Here is a 16,177-nt window from a genome sequence, read left to right on the forward strand (position 1 = left end):
CCGGAGTCAACCCGTGGAGCCCACCGGGCCCCTCGTCGGAACTGTCCGGACCCCGATGGGAAAGGACGACACGGATGCCGACCATTCCACGCACTGCGGACCCTCGCCGACGTCTACCGCGACCTCCGACCGGTCTCGCAGGTCTACCTCGACGTCTCGATCGACTCGGGCGACCCGCCGGACATCGCTTTCGAGCGCGGCACCGCCGTCGCCGACGAGCTGCGGCGGCAGGGCGCCCCGCAGGGCGACATCGACGCGCTGACCGCGCTGCTGACCGGAGCGGGCCGGCCGCAGGGCCGCTCCTGCCTCTTCGCGGTCGCCGCCGCGGGCTCGATCGTGCTGTCCGAGGTGCTGCCCGGGCTCGCCGTCGCCCCCGAGCACATCTCCTACGGGCGCCTGCCCGACGTGGTGCCGCTGCTGCAGCACCGCCCCGACGTCCGCTACCTCGTGGTCGAGACGCGCGACGGCGGAAGTCCGCCTGCACCGTCTCGGCGCCGAGCGGGCGGAGTCGGAGAGTCGATCCAGGGCAGGACCGACACGCTGCACAAGCCGCAGGCCGGCGGCTGGCGGCGCGACCGCTTCCAGAACCACGCCGAGGAGATCTGGCGGCAGACGCAGGCCGAGCTCGCCTCCTCGGTCGACGAGATCGTGCGGACCCGGCGCCCGCAGCTGCTCGTGGTCGCCGGGGACATCCGCGCCCGGCAGCTGCTCGCCGACCAGCTCTCGCCGTCGAGCGCGGCGATCCTGGCGGTGCTGCCCACCAACACCCGAGCCCCCGGGAGTGACGACAGCGCTCTCGACGAGTTCGTGCGGGAGCAGATCGACCGTCTCCTCCGGCGCGAGAAGGAGGACGTGCTCGACGCCCTGCGCACGCACGAGGGCCGGCGACAACACGGTCGAGTTCTCGCTGGGCGCGATCGTGCAGGCGCTCGCCGCGGCCCAGGTGTCGACGCTCGTGATCGACCCGGAGCGGCTGCCGAGCGCGAGCTCCTCGCACTCGCGGGCGAGCCGTGGGTCGCGGCGGGCCCCGGAGAGGCGCTGGGCGCCGAGGTCATCGGCCCGGTCGACGCGGCCGTCGCCCTCGTGCGCGCCGCCCTGCTGACGGATGCGCGCGTGCTGTGCACCGACTCCGCACCGCTCGGGACGGGGAGGACGTGGTCGCACTGCCGAACGACGCTCCCGTCGCGGCACTGCTGCGCTGGCGCACGGGGCCGCCGGTGCCCGGCGCCTGAGAGGACCGGCCGGACGTCGTGCAGGACCTCCGGCTGAGGAGGGGTCTCTCCGCTGTCGGCGGACATCCCCTTCTCTCAGCCGACGTTCGCGGCCTACGACACCAGCGGCAGAAGCGGCAGCACGGCCAGCGCCGTGAGGGCGCCGAGCGCCGCTCCCGCGAGCGTCCGTCGGGAAGTGCATGCCGAGCGCGAGGCGCGGGCATCATCGCGACCACGAGGAGCACCGCGAGCGGCCAGAGCGCCGGCAGCATCACCGCGAACACGATCGCGGCGGCGGTGGTCGAGGTGGCGTGCGAGCTCGGGAAGCTGAGCTTGCTGGGCGCCTTGCCGCGCACCTCGACGCCCTCGCCGAGCGGGCGCGGGCGCCGATGACGCGCTTCACGCCGATCGAGAGCGCGTGCGCGACGACGATCGCGACGTGCTGGGGCCCAGGCCCAGGACCGCGACGGGTCCAGGAACGCGGCCAGCACGCCGAGCAGGAGCCAGCCCGCGGCGTGCTCGCCGACAAGCTCAGCCCGCGCGCGACCGGCAGCAGGGGCGGGTCGGCGGGAACCGCTGCACGGCGGTGATGATCGCCGACTCGCGGCTCCCGAGGGTCGGCATCGGGTCATCCTAGCGAGGTCGCGGGGAGGGCGGCGGAGGATCGCTCCGCCGCCCCGGTGGGTCACGCCTCGGCGTCGCCCTCGGCCTCGACCTTGCGGCGACGGGCGTTCAGGCCAGGGCTGCGGCGCCGGCGGCCAGCAGGGCCGTGGCTCCGCCGATCAGGCCGACCGACTCGACACCGGTCGAGGCGAGGCCTCACCCGAGCCGCCGACGGGCAGCGGAGCGGCGGTGCCGGTGGGCACCGCGGTCGGCACGGGGCCGGCCGTGGGGGCCGTGGTCGGCGCGGCGGTGGGAGCCGTCGTCGGGCCGGCGGTCGGGGCCGTGGTGGGCGCGGCCGTCGGCGTCGAGGTCGGAGCAGTGGTCGGTCCGGCGGTCGGCGTCGGAGTCGGCGCCACGACCTGCGAGGCGGGCAGGATCTGCACGATCGAGGGACGCGGGGCCGCGAAGGCGCCGGAGGATCGCTCCGGTGCCCGCGAAGTCGGGGAAGTACGAGGTCGGCGCCTCGAACGTCCCCTCCTCGCCCGGGTGCTGCACGGCGACGAAGGCGTGCTGGTCCTGGTCGTGCACGATCGGGCCGCAGGTCTCGGCGTCGCGCGGGACCGACAGGAACTGCTCGACCTTGCCGCGCTCGGCGCCCTCGAGCGCCACCTTGAACAGGCCGTCGTTGTAGCCGATGCCGCTGGGCGCGCCGTCGGTCGAGGATCCAGAGGTTGCCGACGGAGTCGAAGGCCAGGTTGTCGGGGCACGAGATCGGCGAGACCTTCTCGGCCGGGAAGCCGGAGAAGTAGACGACGTCGCCCTGCGCCGCGTCGCCGCAGAGCATCAGCAGGTTCCAGGTGAAGGTGCGGCCGGTCTGGTCGCCGCCGTCCTCGATGATCTCGACGATGTGGCCGTCGCGGTTCTCGGTGCGCGGGTTGACCTCGGTCGGCCCCTCCTTGCCCTCCGTGCCGCGGTTGGAGTTGTTGGTGCAGGCGACGTAGATGCGGCCGCTGATCAGGTTGGGCTGCACGTCCTCGCAGCGGTCCATCTTGGTCGCGCCGGCGAGGTCGGCCGCCTGGCGGGTGTGCACCAGGACCTGCTCGACGCTCATGCCGGGGATCGTCGAGGGCGCCGTCGAGCACGAGCGGCAGCCACTCGCCGATGCCGTCGAAGCCGCCGTCGGAGGGAACGGCGCCGGTGCCGGTGATCTCGGCCACGGGCGAGTCACCGGTGAAGCGGGCGACGTACAGGTCGCCCTCCTCGAGCAGCGTCTTGTTGTGGGCGCGGTCGCCCTCGAGGTAGCGCTTCTTCGAGACGAACTTGTAGAGGTAGTCGAAGCGCTCGTCGTCGCCCTGGTAGGCGACCACGCGGCCGCCGGGCGCGATGATGACGTTCGCGCCCTCGTGCTTGAGGCGGCCGAGCGCGGTGTGCTTCTTCGAGGTCGACTCCGGCTCGAAGGGGTCGAACTCGACGATCCAGCCGAAGCGGTTCGGCTCGTTCTCGTAGCCCGGGGTGCGGGCGTCGAAGCGCAGGTCGTCGAGCTCCCAGAGGCGGGAGGTCTCGGCGTCGGTCAGGCCGTAGCGCTTCTCCTCGGCGCTGAGCCCCGTCGCGCGGAAGTAGCCGTTGAGGTTCTCCTCGCCCGAGAGGATGGTGCCCCACGGGGTCGTGCCGCCGGCGCAGTTGCCGAGCGTGCCCAGGACGGTGCGTCCCTCCGGGTCGGCGACGGTCGTCGAGCGGCGAGCCGGCGGCCGCGCCGGTCACCTCGTAGGGGGTGTCGAGCAGGTAGCGGCGGTTGTGCTCGCCCCCGCGGACGTACGCCCAGGGGCGGTCGACGGCGGTGCGGACGAGCTCCACGACGCTGAGGCCGTGGGCGGCACGGCCCACCTCGCGCACGCGCTCCGGCTCGGACTCGAGCTGCGCGGCCGGGAACATGATGTTCTCGTTCGTGTACTCGTGGTTCACGACCAGCAGGGCGCGCAGGCGCTTGGAGCCGGGGATCTCGACGATGTCGGTGTAGTCGTTGTTGTAGCCGAACTGGCCGGACTGCGCCGCGCCGGTCTGGTCGGCGATGTCGAACTCGGTGCTGTCGGCGAAGAGCGGGTCGCCCCAGCGGATGATCGGCTGCCAGGCGAAGCCCTCGGGCACCGTGAACTCGTCGACGGTGTACGGCACCGGCGCGATCGGCGAGAAGACGAGCGGGGAGCCGTCGCCGGCGGCGGTGGCGGTGGCGGCCTCGGCGGTCGGGGCGCCGGGGGAGGCGACGGCGATCGTGACGGCACCGGCGAGGCCGAGGCCCAGGGCGCCGCGGCGCGAGATCTGCGCTCCGACGATGTCGCGGAAGTAGCTGTTGTGCGAGGTGTTGCAGGTCGCGGCCGAGCACGCGTTGGCGCACTTCAGCGCGCACGTGACGGGGCTGCGCTTCCCCCGGGTGTGCCCGGCCATGGGCAGCAGCAGTCGGCGGGAGGTGTCGGTCATCGTCGTCTCGTCCTTCGATTCGCAAGCGGGGAGGTCTCGAGGGAACCAAAGCGAGCGGGCGGGCACGTCACCCGGCGGCGGATCCGCCCTGAACGGGAGGTGAACGTCGATCGACGTAGGAGAGGCTGTCCTCACTCGCCGGGCGTCGCCACACTTCGCCGGGGAGTCTCGGTACGGCGCTGCGCTGCTACTCGGTCAGCAGGGGCGGCGAGTCGCCGCGAACCGGCCCGTGCGCCTGGGCTGGGCACCGGTTCATGGCCACTCGCCGCAGCAGCCCGCACCGAGTCGGCCAGGGACGGGGTCTGCGACGGCGCCAGACCCTGAGGTGCGACCACTCGGGACGAGGCGCCCGCCCCGGCCGGTCGAGCGCCCCTCGCCGGCTGGTCGAGCGCGCCTCCCGGCCGGTCGAGCGCCCCTCCCGGCCGGTCGAAAGGCCCGACCCCTGCTTGTCGAGCGCCCGACCCCTTGCTGGTCGAGTAGCCCCGAAGGGGCGTGTCGAGACCCGCGCTCTCTTACCGGCCTCAGCGCTGCCGCGCCTCCCGCGCCGCGAGCAGCGGCACCGCGTGCTCCTCGATCCAGTCGACGACCGGCAGGAGCCGCTCGGCCAGCTCCGCGCCCAGCGGGGTCAGGCTGTAGTCGACCCGCGGCGGGATCACCGGGTGCGCCTCGCGGTGCACGAACCCGTCCTCCTCCAGCGTGCGCAGGGTCTGCGCGAGCATCTTCTCGCTGATGCCGCCGATCCGCCGCCGCGGCTCGGCCCAGCGCTGGGTCCCGGGGGCGAGCGCGGCGAGCACGAGCACCGCCCACTTGCTGGTGACGTGCCCGAAGATCTCGCGGCTGCCGCAGTCGGCCCGAGTAGACGTCGGCGACGAGGGGAGTGCTGGCGGTGGTGAACACGGGTCCTCCTGAAGTGGTGTCACTGAGTACTAACGAAATAGTGCGTACTGCATTCGGGAAGTACTCGCGCGGGTCCGCGGTTGCAGGGTGGGTCGGCGGAACCTCGTCGCACCGCCCTACGGAAGGACCACCTCATGACCCTCGTCGTCACCGGAGGCCGCCGGCCACCTCGGCCGCCTCGCCGTCCAGCACCTGCTCGCCCGCGGCACCTGCCGCCTCCGAGATCGTCGCCACCGGCCGCGACGCCGCGAAGCTCGAGGCGCTCGCCGCCGACCTCGGCGTGCGCACCGCCGTCGCCGACTTCGAGGACCCGGCTTCGCTCGACGCCGCATTCGCGGGTGCCGTGGCCGTGCTGCTCGTCTCGGGCTCCGAGGTCGGCAAGCGCGTCGCGCAGCACACCGCCGCGATCGACGCCGCCGTCCGCGCCGGCGCGCGCCTGGTCTACACCAGCGCTCCGAAGGCGACCACGAGCACGCTGATCCTCGCGCCCGAGCACAAGGCGACGGAGGAGGCCATCGCCGCCTCCGGCGTCCCCGCCGTCGTCCTCCGCAACGGCTGGTACAACGAGAACTACGAGCAGACCGTCGCCGAGCTCGCCTCCACCGGCACCACGCTCTCCAGCGCCGGCGAGGGACGCGTCGCGAGCGCCGCCCGCAGCGACTACGCCGAAGCGGCCGCGGTCGCCCTGGTCGACCCCTCCCTCGTCGGGACGGTGCACGAGCTCTCCGGCGACACGGCCTGGACGTTCGACGAGTTCGCCGCCGTCGTCGGCGAGGTCGCCGGTCGCGAGACCTCGATCACCCACGTCGACTCCGCCGAGCACGCCCGGATCCTCACGGACGCGGGCGTCCCCGAGGGCGGCGTCGGCTTCGTCGTCGGGCTCGACGCGAACATCGCGGAGGGACTGCTCGGCGACACCGACGGCTCGCTCGCGCGCCTGATCGGCCGCCCGACCACCCCGATCCGCGCGTACGTCGAGTCGCAGGTCGGCTCCTCCGCGACGCAGGCCTGACCGACCTCCGGCTCGCGGGATCCCGCTCGGCTCGCGGAATCCCGCGGTTCCCGCGAGCCGGACCCGTTCCCGCGAGCCGGACCCGTTCCCGCGAGCCGGACGCCCGCTCCGGGCCCGCGCCCGGCGTCACATTCCGTCATCCTCCGTCACGCGCCGTCATCGCGCCCCGTAGCCTGAAAGACCGTTCATCCCGCACCGACGGCCGTCAGGAGCCCTGCCCGTGATCACCGCGACCGGACTCTCGAAGACGTTCGGGGGCGCCCGCGCCGTCCGCGCGCTCGACGACGTCAGCCTCCACGTCGACGAGGGGACCATCTTCGGCGTCGTCGGCCAGTCCGGCGCGGGCAAGAGCACGCTGCTGCGCGCGGTCAACCTGCTCGAGCGCCCCGACTCCGGCACCGTCGAGGTCGGCGGAGTGACGCTCACCGACCTCGACGAGCGGGCATTGCGCCGTGCCCGCCACGACATAGGCATGGTGTTCCAGCACTTCAACCTGCTCTCGAACCGCACCGTGCAGCAGAACGTCGAGTTCGCGCTCGAGACCATCGGCGTCCGCGGCTCCGGAGCGCCCCCGGCGCGCGGCCGAGATGCTCGACCTGGTCGGCCTCTCGGCGCACGCCGGCAGCTTCCCCTCCCAGCTCTCCGGCGGTCAGAAGCAGCGCGTCGGCATCGCGCGCGCGCTCGCCGGCCGTCCGAGGGTCCTCCTCTCGGACGAGGCGACCAGCGCCCTCGACCCCGAGACGACCCGCTCGATCCTCGACCTGCTCCGCCGCCTCAACCGCGAGCTGGGGCTCACGGTGCTGCTGATCACGCACGAGATGGACGTCGTCAAGCGCGTCTGCGACTCCGCCGCTCTGATGGAGTCGGGCCGGATCCTCGAGCAGGGCGAGCTGGTCCAGCTCGTGTCGACCCCGGGTTCCGCCCTCGCGCGCGAGCTCTTCCCCCTGGGCGCGCTGCCCGAGGACGACGGCTCGGCGATCATCGACATCACCTTCTCGGGCGGCTCGGCCGATCGCCCGGTGATCGCGCAGCTCGCCCGCGGCTACGACATGGACGTCTCGATCCTCGGCGCCGTCATCGAGACGATCGGAGGCAGCCAGGCCGGCCGCACCCGCCTCGCGCTCCCGGGCGATCGCGGCACCGTCGCCCGCGCCGTCGCCGACCTGCGCTCGCAGGGGCTCGCGGTCGAGTGGCTGCGGGGAGGCGAGGCCGCGTGATCGACGTGAACTCGCCCACGTTCTGGAGCGACCTCATCGAGGTCGTGCTCAAGGGCCTCGGCGAGACCCTCTACATGGTCGGCGTCGCCACCCTGGTCACGATCCTCGTCGGCCTGCCGCTGGGCATCGTCCTCGTCGGCACCGAGCGCGGCGGGTTCCTCGAGCGCCTGGGCGGATCGAGGGCGCTGGGCGCCGGGGTGAACCGCGTCCTCGGCTTCATCGTCAACCTCGGCCGCTCCGTGCCGTTCATCGTGCTGATGATCGCCCTCATCCCGCTCACGCGCCTGATCATCGGCACGTTCATCGGATCGACGGCCGCCATCGTGCCGCTGGCCATCATCGCCATCCCCTTCTTCGCGCGCATGGTCGAGATCGCGCTGAAGGAGGTGGACCCCGGGCTGTACGAGGCCGCCGCGTCGCTCGGCGCCTCCCGTTGGCAGCTCGTGCGCCGGGTCCTGCTCACCGAGGCCCGCCCGGCGATCGTGCTCGGCCTCTCGACGACCATCACCTCGATCATCAACTTCTCGGCCATGGTCGGCGTCGTCGGCGGCGGCGGACTGGGCAACGTCGCCCTCACCTACGGCTACCAGCGCTACAGCTGGATCCACATCGTCGCGGTCATCGTCGTGCTCTTCGTCATCGTGCAGATCGTGCAGGCGTTGGCGACCCTCGCCGCGCGCCTGGTCGGGCACGACCGGCGTGCGAAGCCCGAGCAGGCGATCGCGGCGCTGGAGTCGGACTCCGCCGGCTCCCCGCACCCTCCCCTCAGAACCCGGACCGAGGAAGACGTCATGACCCGCTCCCGCACCACCCGCACCGCCGCCCTCGCCGCCGCGGGGATCCTGATGCTCGGCCTGTCCGCGTGCTCGAGCGACTCCGGCTCCGACGCGTCCGCCGACTCCGGCGACCTCGGCACGATCAAGGTCGGCGCCCTCGCGACCCCGCCGGCGACCTGCTGACCTGGGTCGACGAGAACCTCGCCGAGGAGAAGGGACTCGACATCGAGTGGGTCGAGTTCAGCGACTACAACACCCCGAACCCCGCGCTCTCGGACGGCAGCACCGACGCGAACCTCTTCCAGAACGCCACGTTCCTCGGAGACCTACAACTCGCAGGCGGGCGGCTCGCTGGTGAGCGCGGGCGAGGTCTACCTCCCCGCCGCGGCCTTCTACTCCGGAGTCGCTCGAGAGCCTCGACGACCTCGAGGACGGCGCGACCGTCGCGATCCCCAACGACCCGACCAACGAGGGCCGTGCGCTCAAGCTCCTCGCCTCGGAGGGGATCATCGAGGTCGACGACGACGTGACGAACCTGCAGGGCATCACCTCGAACCCGCGGGACCTGCAGTTCACCGAGATCGAGAACGCCTCGCTGGCCCTCGCCCTCCCCGACCAGGACGCCGTCTTCGTGACCGCCACCTTCGCTCTGCCCGCCGGCCTCACCGAGGACCAGTCGATCCTGATCGAGGGCACCGACAGCACCTACTACAACGTGCTCGCCACGACCCCCGAGCTCGAGGACGACCCGCGTGTCACCGCGCTCTACGAGCTGCTCACCGACCAGCGCACCAAGGACCACCTGCTGGAGGAGTGGGACGGCCTGATCGTCCCCGTGTCCTGAGGTGGCCCCGTCTCGGAGGTCCCGGTCGCCGGTGACCACCTCCGGCTCGTGAGAACGCATTCGGCTCGCAGGAATCCACGGATCCTGCGAGCCGGACGTGTTTCTGCGAGCCGGAGTTGATTCTGCGAGCCGAAGGTCCGCCGTGGTTCTCGCCGGTCTCGACGAGAACCCAGCAGTCCTGGGGGATGTCGGCGGAAGCTGCACCGGTCGTGGTGAGGGCGATGCTCGATGCGAAGGCGGTACTGGCGAGCCCAGTGAGGAGCCGGCGTGCGATCCGAGAGTTCATGAAGGTTTCTGTCTGACGAAGTGACGTGGGAGGAGCCGGCCGGACTCACGGCCGTCAAGTAGCGTTCGGCGTTCGTGGGCCGGAAGACGTTTGAGACGGTTTCTCGGTTGTGGAAACTCATGGGCAGAACACCCCGTCCCACGGGTGACACCACGACCAGACTTTGAGACGACCTCATCTCTCGACACACTCTTCTCGGAGCGGAAGGACGGCCAGCAGATGCAGTCATTAGCGTCGGACCTCGAGCTGCTGCGGCAGTTGAGCGGTGACAGCTCGGCGGCGATGCGCTCCCTCTACGACAGGCACGCGCCCGCAGTGTTCCGTCTCGTCGGCAGCCGAGCGACCGACGCCGCCTCTGCCGACGACATCGTCCAGGAGACGTTCGTCGTGCTCTGGAGAAAGCGCGCCGTCGTGCGGATCGCCGGCGATTCGGTGCTGCCCTGGCTGCTCGTGACCGCCCGGAACCTCACCATGAACGAGAACCGGGCAGGCTCACGGCGATGCGCTCGCCAGTGACCTCGAGGCCGCGGAGACGGATGCCGTCGACGGCCCGGAGCGTGCAGCCGAGATCGCCGCGCTTCTGCGCTCCGTCCAAGACATCGTCGCGACTCTGCCCGATCTCGACCAGCGCCTCTACCGGGCCTGCATAGAGCAGGGGCTCAACTACGAACAAGCGGCAGCTGCCCTCGATGTGAGCCCGGCTGCAGTGCGCAGCAGAAGATTATCGAATCTTGTCAAGAGGGGTGAGAGGGGCCTGAGCGGAGTGCATCTGGTGGGTCAACCACTCCGAGCTTCACATGGGCGCCCTGCCGCTCACGAGAAGCCACTCACGGGCGCGACGGACGAGAACCTGCCGGGTGACTCACTGCCGTACGAGAAGCCGCATTAGGGGATGTTCGACCCGACAGGAACCCGGTAGCGCGGCCCCTGGTGGCGCTGCGGCCGGGGACAGAAGAGGGCTCTGTCCACGTACGAACTCGGGAGCACTCGTGAATGCTCATTCACTCGCTGCAGAGGACGGTGACCGACGACATCGCGGTCTCGCTGATGTACAGGTCAACGCTGCCGAGAAGCTCCAGTTGCGTGTCGCGGACGAGCCGCTTGCTCAGTCCGGGCTGCGCGAGAACGATGTTCAGCTTCGGGCGGAGAGCCTCCGATCTCTCGTAGAGCCGTTGTAGGTCTTCGAACGAACCGTGAACGAATCCGGACTTGCCCTGTGACGCTCGAGTCCGCTCCCGACGCAAGAGGCGCTGTAGCATCTTCTCCACGTTCCGGCGCCATCCGGCGGAGCGTTGGGCCTGACCTGCGAGCTCGTAAAGATCCGCTAGCCGCCCCCCAGGCTGGTCTTCGCTGGAGAACTTGCAGTGTGTGAGCTCGACAACGAGGGTCCCGTCGACCTCGCGCAGGGCGACGATGTCGGCCACCTCCCCCGAGCCATCGTCGTCGAGAATGACGTCCCACACTTCGCCGGAGACACGACCCATGACGTGGCCCTGCACCGTAAGTGGGTCCCGGGCCGCTCCCCACGCTTCGCGGCGGATATTCACATCGCCCCAGTCGATCGCGGTAAGGGCTGTGGCTGCGTATGGCGGCACGTCGCGGTTCGGTTTGAGCAGCAGTCCGGGCGGCTCGATGACGGAATCTTTGTCGAGGAGCACTCGCATCCCTAGCTTGTTCGCCAGCATCGAGAAGTTCTGCAAGCTCCTGGGCCGGACGATACCGACCTCCTGACCGGCGGTGGCCGGCTGGACGTTCAAACCTGCGGGTGTGAGGTGCATGACGTAGGGCGCTGACCACGAGGGCGCCTCGACGGTGAAGGCATGGCCGGTCTCCGATTCCCGATCTCCGACGACGATGGAGACGTCTGCAAATGATGCCGATACGCCGTTGAAGGCGACGTCTGACGGTTCAAGTACGTCACTCAGAGCTGTCGTCGGTTCGAATCCGAGGACGATCTGATCGGGCCATTCCTCGATGGAAACGGGGCGGATGAATCCGCGCATGATCTCGTCGACGCTCAATGTGCCGTCTATGATCTTGGGTCCGACTACGTCGCACCAGTCTGTCCACTGCTTGAGACCGGCCGCTGTTCGGTGGCTCCAGACTCGTCCTTTCAGGGATCCGGCGATGGAGTAGGAGGCGCCGTTGAGGAAGCCCGATCCGGCGATGTGGGTCTGCGTCTTCGTCTGCGCCTCTACTACGGGGAAGGCCTCCGTGACATCACTCCCATGGTGGCTGGTGTATCGCCGACTTCTGTTTCTCGCATCCACGAGTCCCACATTGGTCGGCGTTAGCCGTTGCACCTCATGGAAGACCCGAAAGACGTTCTCGCCGGAGAGGGGGTGATCCCGGCCTGTCCGGTGATGGCGGCGGCGAGTTCCTCGTGGACGGAGCTGTTGTCGGAGCTGTGGATGTAGAGAAGTCCGTTCTGATCGTCCCAGTAGGCGATGAAGAGGTCGTAGGTGATGGCCTCCACGTCTTCGACGCGGCCCCAGCGAGGTTCTGCCCCTGGTGGCGAGTGACGTACCAGAGCACGTGGTCACGTTCGTTGGTCGGGATGGGTGACGTGAGCAACGTCTCCGGAGGGACAAAGTCGTTGACGTTCTCTGGATGCCAGGTCAGGGTCCCCGGCTGGTACACGACGGCGCTGAGTGCTGGCGTGAGCGAGTGAATCGAGATGGCGTCCGGCAAGCTCCCGAATGCTTTGGAGAACTCGTCAATCTCCTGCTGCTGTTCTACCGCCTGCTTGGTCAGGTCCTCGATGAGGAGGTTCCAGTCCGCGTCCTGTGGCGGTAGAGCCGACGAAGCTCGTCGGTATGGCGGACCTCGCTCCGCGCTGCGATGACGGTGGCGGGACCAAGCGCTTCGCCACCGCTGCGGGCGAACCGCCCGACGAACTGCAACGTGACGCCCAGAGTCCGATGCTGGTCGTGCAGGGCGGCGATCTTGGCTGGGGAAAGTCGAACCCCTCGCCGAACATGTCGACGCAGACGAGGATCCTCGATTCGCGAGAGGCGAGTTTCGCTAGTGCCTCCGTGGTTTTCGTCTTACCCGTACCGTGATGGATGAGGATCGGCTGGAGGTCAGGCGCCTCTTTCTCGTAGATCTCGAGGATGGCCTGAGCTCGGATGATCGACTTCGCCCGCGCCATCACGAGATGGTCGAATCCTGCCTCCAGGTCGGCGCGGAGTGCCCCGAGCGCTGTCGTTGCTACAGCGACGTCTGGGGTCACCAGCTCGAGCACGGATTCGAATCGGATCTTCGAGAAGTAGCCCTGTCTCTGTGCTTCGCGGAGCGGAAGGCGAAGATCAGGTTCCCTCCGAGGTGCTGACCGTCCTCTCGGTGAGGGTGGCGGTGAACTGCACGACCGGCTTCGGCCTGAAGGCGTCCCGGATCGCTCGCCACGTTGTTGCTGAGACGTGGTGTGCCTCGTCGATGAAGAGGTGAGTGAACTCAGAGAGGAAGCTGCGAACGAACCTCGGGGGACGTGTTCGTCAGAGCGTTCGGAGTAGAGACCACGACGTTGCAGGCAGACGCGAGTGCCCTCGCGTCAGCGTCGTCCTTGAGCGCCCCCGAAAGCTTGCCGACGACCGGCATCGCGGCCGAATTGGGAACCAGTCCGAGCGTGGACAGGACGCCGAGCGTCTCGAACTTCGAGGCAAGCTGATCACGGAGGGCATCCGAGGGCACCACGACCAGCAATCGCTCAATCCGAGCGGCCACCAGCGCGGCGACCATCGTGTCCGTCTTGCCCGTCCCGGTCGGCATGACGATCGTTGCCGGATCTCGTGGGTCAGTCGTCCAGTAGCCAAGGAGCGCGTGTAGCGCACCGACTTGGGGTCTTCTAAGACCTTTCACCTCCTCGCTCTCTTCGATGAGCTGGAAGCCGCGTGGCCACGATTCGACGACGGCGGCGGGCTCCATCGACCGCTCGTCCTCGCTGCCGACACCGGATCTGAGCTGTCGAGCACGCCACTTGGCCCCTCGCGCCCCCTCGACGTATGACCACGTCGTTACATTGCCATCCGTCATCAAGTGCCCCAAATGTTCTCGGCGATGGTGATCTCCTTCGCGCCGCAATGCGCGAGGTCCGAAGATCCTTTGTCAGCATCATCCCGGACACGGTGATAACCACGTCGAATTCAGGATGCCCTGCGAGCACCCCGTCTCGGATACCGACGACCGGCACGGAGCCCGATTGATATTGAGGATTAATCAATATCCCCCAGGCCGTGGGACTATTCCTCCGTCACCTCGCTGCCGTCGATCGCGGCGATAATGCGTTGCTTGTCAGGGAGCGCCAGGCGCTCGGCATCGGGGAGAGCGTCGTAGGTGTAGTTCGCGACAGCTCGATGTCAGGTAAGTGACATGACGTCCATTATCGGGTTTGCGTAAACTGAAATAGACGCGCCTGTCGTGCCTCGGGCTCTGTGAGCAGTCCTGCCACGCGAACATCGACGCCTGCAGCGTCGGCTGTTCGAACAAGCCGTCGACCTCGATGCGTCGACCGCTCACTGCGCTCCAGCATTCGACGCCGCGCTCTCCCTCTCGGATCCGAGTGAGACGTACCGGGTGCGCGACAGCTGCTCCATCTCCGAGAGCTCCCTCTGGATTCCGCTGGGCGTGGGCAGCTCGGCAGTCCATCCGGTGTCGACGGCCGCAGCCCTGATCGTCGCCGGCGATGGTCCGTCGCGGCCTCCGCAACGGGCAGGCCGGAGGACGGGTCGTCCTCGGGCGGGTGTCGGCGGCCCGTCGTAGGGTGGTCGCCATGACCTCGACGACGCCTCGCTCGGTATCGACCGCTCCGAACTCGACCCCGCGACGCGCCCGCAGGACGACCTCTACCGCCACGTCAACGGGCTCTGGATCGACCGCACCGAGATCCCGAGCGACAAGGCGCGCTACGGCTCCTTCCACGTGCTCCAGGAGGAGGCCGAGAAGGCGGTCCGCGACATCATCGTCGAGGCCGCGACCGCTCCGCAGGGGCTCGAGGAGCGCCGCTTCGGCGACCTCTACACCTCCTTCATGGACGAGGCCAGGGCCGAGGAGCTCGGTGCCGCTCCGATCGCCGACGACCTCGCCGCCGTCCAGCGCGTCGACTCGGTCGCAGGCCTGCTGGCCGCCGTCGGCGCCTTCGAGCGCACGGGCGTGCCCGGGCTCTTCGGACTCTTCGTCGACAACGACCCGGGCGACCCCGAGCGCTACCTCGTCTTCGTCAACCAGGGCGGCCTCGGCCTGCCCGACGAGAGCTACTACCGCGAGGAGGAGTTCGCCTCCGTCCGCGAGAAGTACACGCCCTTCGTGGCGCGCATGCTCGGGCTCGCGGGCGTCGGAGCACCCGAGGAGCGCGCCGCGCGCATCGTCGCCCTCGAGACAGAGCTCGCCGCCGTGCACTGGGACAAGGTGCGCAGCCGCGACGAGCCAGGCCACCTACAACCTCCGCTCCTGGGCCGAGGTCGAGGGGCTCGCCGCCGGCATCGACCTGGGAGTCTGGCTGACCGCGATGGGCGCTCCGGAGGGGGCGCTCGCCGAGGTCGTCGTCCGCCAGCCGAGCTTCCTCCAGGGCCTGGCCGGCCTCCTGACCGACGAGAACCTGCCCGCATGGCGCGACTGGCTGTCGTGGCAGGTGGTCCGCGGGGCGGCCGCCTACCTCTCGAGCGACTTCGTCGACGCGAACTTCGACTTCTACGGCCGCACCCTGACCGGCACCCCGCAGAAGCGCGAGCGCTGGAAGCGCGGCGTCTCGCTCGTCGAGGGGTCCCTCGGCGAGGCGGTCGGCCGCATCTACGTCGAGCGCCACTTCCCCGAGAGCGCCAAGACCGAGATGGACGTCCTGGTCGCGAACCTCATCGAGGCGTACCGCCGCTCGATCGGCGAACTCGACTGGATGGGCGCCGAGACCCGCGGACGGGCGCTCGAGAAGCTCGGAAGTTCACCCCCAAGATCGGCTACCCGGTCCGCTGGCGCGACTACTCCGCCCTGTCGATCGACCCGGCCGACCTGGTGGGCAACGCGCGCCGCGTGGCCGCGTTCGAGTTCGACCGCGAACTCGGCAAGATCGGGAAGCCGCTCGATCGCGACGAGTGGTTCATGACTCCGCAGACCATCAACGCGTACTACAACCCGGGCTTCAACGAGATCGTGTTCCCCGCGGCGATCCTGCAGTTCCCCTTCTTCGACGAGACCCGCGATCCCGCGGCCAACTACGGCGCGATCGGCGCGGTCATCGGCCACGAGATCGGCCACGGCTTCGACGACCAGGGCTCGCGCTTCGACGGCGACGGCCGCCTGACCGACTGGTGGACGCAGGCCGACCGCGAGGCGTTCGAGGAGCGGACCAAGGCGCTCATCGCGCAGTACGACGCCCTCGCTCCGCGACCACCCCGGGCACCACGTGAACGGCGCCCTGACCATCGGCGAGAACATCGGCGACCTGGGCGGGCTGAGCATCGCGTGGAAGGCGTACGTGCTCTCGCTCGAGGGGCAGGAGCCTCCCGTGATCGACGGTCTGACCGGCGCCGAGCGCTTCTTCCTGTCGTGGGCGCAGGCCTGGCAGCAGAAGTCCCGCGACGAGGAGACGATCCGCCTGCTGGCCATCGATCCGCATGCCCCGGCAGAGTTCCGGTGCAACCAGATCGTCCGCAACATCGACGAGTTCTACGCTACTTTTGACGTCACCGAAGGCGACGCCCTCTGGCTCTCCCCGAGCGAGCGCGTCACCATCTGGTAGTCACCGGCGACTGCCGTTCCGCACCGCGGACGTCCACCCCGGGCATCGAGAGCCGACCGATGCCGACGGGGCCGTCCGTGCATCGCGCGCCGTCCCGACGCGTCGACGGACCCCCGCGTCCGCCCC

General features: G+C 69.7%; 14 protein-coding genes and 5 pseudogenes. 10 read left to right on the plus strand and 9 right to left on the minus strand.

From position 1 onward, the window contains the following. Positions 1–336 precede the first annotated feature (336 nt). Positions 337–1,269: a baeRF2 domain-containing protein gene (locus AC0CII_RS16305; RefSeq protein WP_465230049.1), complete on the plus strand. Its 933-nt coding sequence runs from the start codon at positions 337–339 to the stop codon at positions 1,267–1,269. 213 nt (positions 1,270–1,482) lie between these two features. Here the strand turns inward: AC0CII_RS16305 and AC0CII_RS16310 are convergent, their stop codons facing one another. The 5 genes and pseudogenes from AC0CII_RS16310 to AC0CII_RS16330 form a co-directional block, all read right to left on the minus strand. Then, positions 1,483–1,740, minus strand: coding sequence for a hypothetical protein (locus tag AC0CII_RS16310; protein ID WP_465230050.1), 258 nt, complete (start codon positions 1,738–1,740; stop codon positions 1,483–1,485). Positions 1,741–2,030: 290 nt separating this feature from the next. Continuing rightward, positions 2,031–2,925: pseudogene (locus tag AC0CII_RS16315) on the minus strand (PhoX family protein). Positions 2,926–3,007: 82 nt separating this feature from the next. After that, positions 3,008–3,511 (minus strand): annotated as a pseudogene (locus AC0CII_RS16320) (PhoX family protein); the annotation flags it as partial. Between the two features lie 97 nt (positions 3,512–3,608). Further along, positions 3,609–4,289: pseudogene (locus tag AC0CII_RS16325) on the minus strand (alkaline phosphatase PhoX); the annotation flags it as partial. Positions 4,290–4,810: 521 nt separating this feature from the next. Then, positions 4,811–5,209, minus strand: a complete 399-nt coding sequence (locus AC0CII_RS16330) for a winged helix-turn-helix transcriptional regulator (RefSeq protein WP_465230051.1) — start codon at positions 5,207–5,209, stop codon at positions 4,811–4,813. A gap of 17 nt (positions 5,210–5,226) precedes the next feature. Between AC0CII_RS16330 and AC0CII_RS16335 the strand changes: the two genes are divergently transcribed. The 8 genes and pseudogenes from AC0CII_RS16335 (at position 5,227) to AC0CII_RS16370 (ending at position 10,210) form a co-directional block, all read left to right on the plus strand. Then, positions 5,227–6,198 (plus strand): NAD(P)H-binding protein, encoded by a 972-nt coding sequence (locus AC0CII_RS16335; RefSeq protein ID WP_465230052.1) that lies wholly within the window; start codon positions 5,227–5,229, stop codon positions 6,196–6,198. 220 nt (positions 6,199–6,418) lie between these two features. After that, positions 6,419–6,863 (plus strand): annotated as a pseudogene (locus AC0CII_RS16340) (ATP-binding cassette domain-containing protein); the annotation flags it as partial. A 192-nt stretch (positions 6,864–7,055) separates the two neighbouring features. After that, positions 7,056–7,415, plus strand: coding sequence for an NIL domain-containing protein (locus AC0CII_RS16345; RefSeq protein WP_465230958.1), 360 nt, complete (start codon positions 7,056–7,058; stop codon positions 7,413–7,415). Then, positions 7,412–8,374: a methionine ABC transporter permease gene (locus AC0CII_RS16350; protein WP_465230053.1), complete on the plus strand. Its 963-nt coding sequence runs from the start codon at positions 7,412–7,414 to the stop codon at positions 8,372–8,374. Before AC0CII_RS16345 ends, AC0CII_RS16350 begins: the two co-directional genes overlap by 4 nt. Further along, positions 8,278–8,721 (plus strand): MetQ/NlpA family ABC transporter substrate-binding protein, encoded by a 444-nt coding sequence (locus tag AC0CII_RS16355; protein WP_465230054.1) that lies wholly within the window; start codon positions 8,278–8,280, stop codon positions 8,719–8,721. Before AC0CII_RS16350 ends, AC0CII_RS16355 begins: the two co-directional genes overlap by 97 nt. After that, complete coding sequence (locus tag AC0CII_RS16360) at positions 8,640–9,035, plus strand: MetQ/NlpA family ABC transporter substrate-binding protein (protein WP_465230959.1); 396 nt, start codon at positions 8,640–8,642, stop codon at positions 9,033–9,035. The genes AC0CII_RS16355 and AC0CII_RS16360 overlap by 82 nt, the downstream gene beginning before the upstream one ends. Before the next feature lie 505 nt (positions 9,036–9,540). Further along, positions 9,541–9,837: an RNA polymerase sigma factor gene (locus AC0CII_RS16365; protein ID WP_465230055.1), complete on the plus strand. Its 297-nt coding sequence runs from the start codon at positions 9,541–9,543 to the stop codon at positions 9,835–9,837. A gap of 64 nt (positions 9,838–9,901) precedes the next feature. Further along, complete coding sequence (locus tag AC0CII_RS16370) at positions 9,902–10,210, plus strand: sigma factor-like helix-turn-helix DNA-binding protein (protein WP_465230960.1); 309 nt, start codon at positions 9,902–9,904, stop codon at positions 10,208–10,210. Between the two features lie 112 nt (positions 10,211–10,322). Here the strand turns inward: AC0CII_RS16370 and AC0CII_RS16375 are convergent, their stop codons facing one another. The 4 genes from AC0CII_RS16375 to AC0CII_RS16390 form a co-directional block, all read right to left on the minus strand. Then, complete coding sequence (locus tag AC0CII_RS16375) at positions 10,323–11,600, minus strand: hypothetical protein (protein WP_465230056.1); 1,278 nt, start codon at positions 11,598–11,600, stop codon at positions 10,323–10,325. Positions 11,601–11,611: 11 nt separating this feature from the next. Next, positions 11,612–11,797: a hypothetical protein gene (locus tag AC0CII_RS16380; protein WP_465230057.1), complete on the minus strand. Its 186-nt coding sequence runs from the start codon at positions 11,795–11,797 to the stop codon at positions 11,612–11,614. Positions 11,798–12,629: 832 nt separating this feature from the next. Beyond that, positions 12,630–12,758, minus strand: a complete 129-nt coding sequence (locus AC0CII_RS16385) for a DEAD/DEAH box helicase family protein (RefSeq protein ID WP_465230961.1) — start codon at positions 12,756–12,758, stop codon at positions 12,630–12,632. 16 nt (positions 12,759–12,774) lie between these two features. Continuing rightward, positions 12,775–13,245, minus strand: a complete 471-nt coding sequence (locus AC0CII_RS16390; RefSeq protein ID WP_465230058.1) for a DEAD/DEAH box helicase family protein — start codon at positions 13,243–13,245, stop codon at positions 12,775–12,777. A gap of 870 nt (positions 13,246–14,115) precedes the next feature. Between AC0CII_RS16390 and AC0CII_RS16395 the strand changes: the two are divergent. Further along, a pseudogene (locus AC0CII_RS16395) lies at positions 14,116–16,051 on the plus strand (M13 family metallopeptidase). Positions 16,052–16,177: the final 126 nt, after the last annotated feature.

This window comes from Rathayibacter sp. AC182 (assembly GCF_979253875.1).

Coding starts and splice junctions, on each gene's coding strand:
- AC0CII_RS16345 (WP_465230958.1), top strand. CDS start 7,056: ATGGAGTCGGGCCGGATCCTCGAGCAGGGCGAGCTGGTCCAGCTCGTG.
- AC0CII_RS16365 (WP_465230055.1), top strand. CDS start 9,541: ATGCAGTCATTAGCGTCGGACCTCGAGCTGCTGCGGCAGTTGAGCGGT.
- AC0CII_RS16390 (WP_465230058.1), bottom strand. CDS start 13,245: ATGGAGCCCGCCGCCGTCGTCGAATCGTGGCCACGCGGCTTCCAGCTC.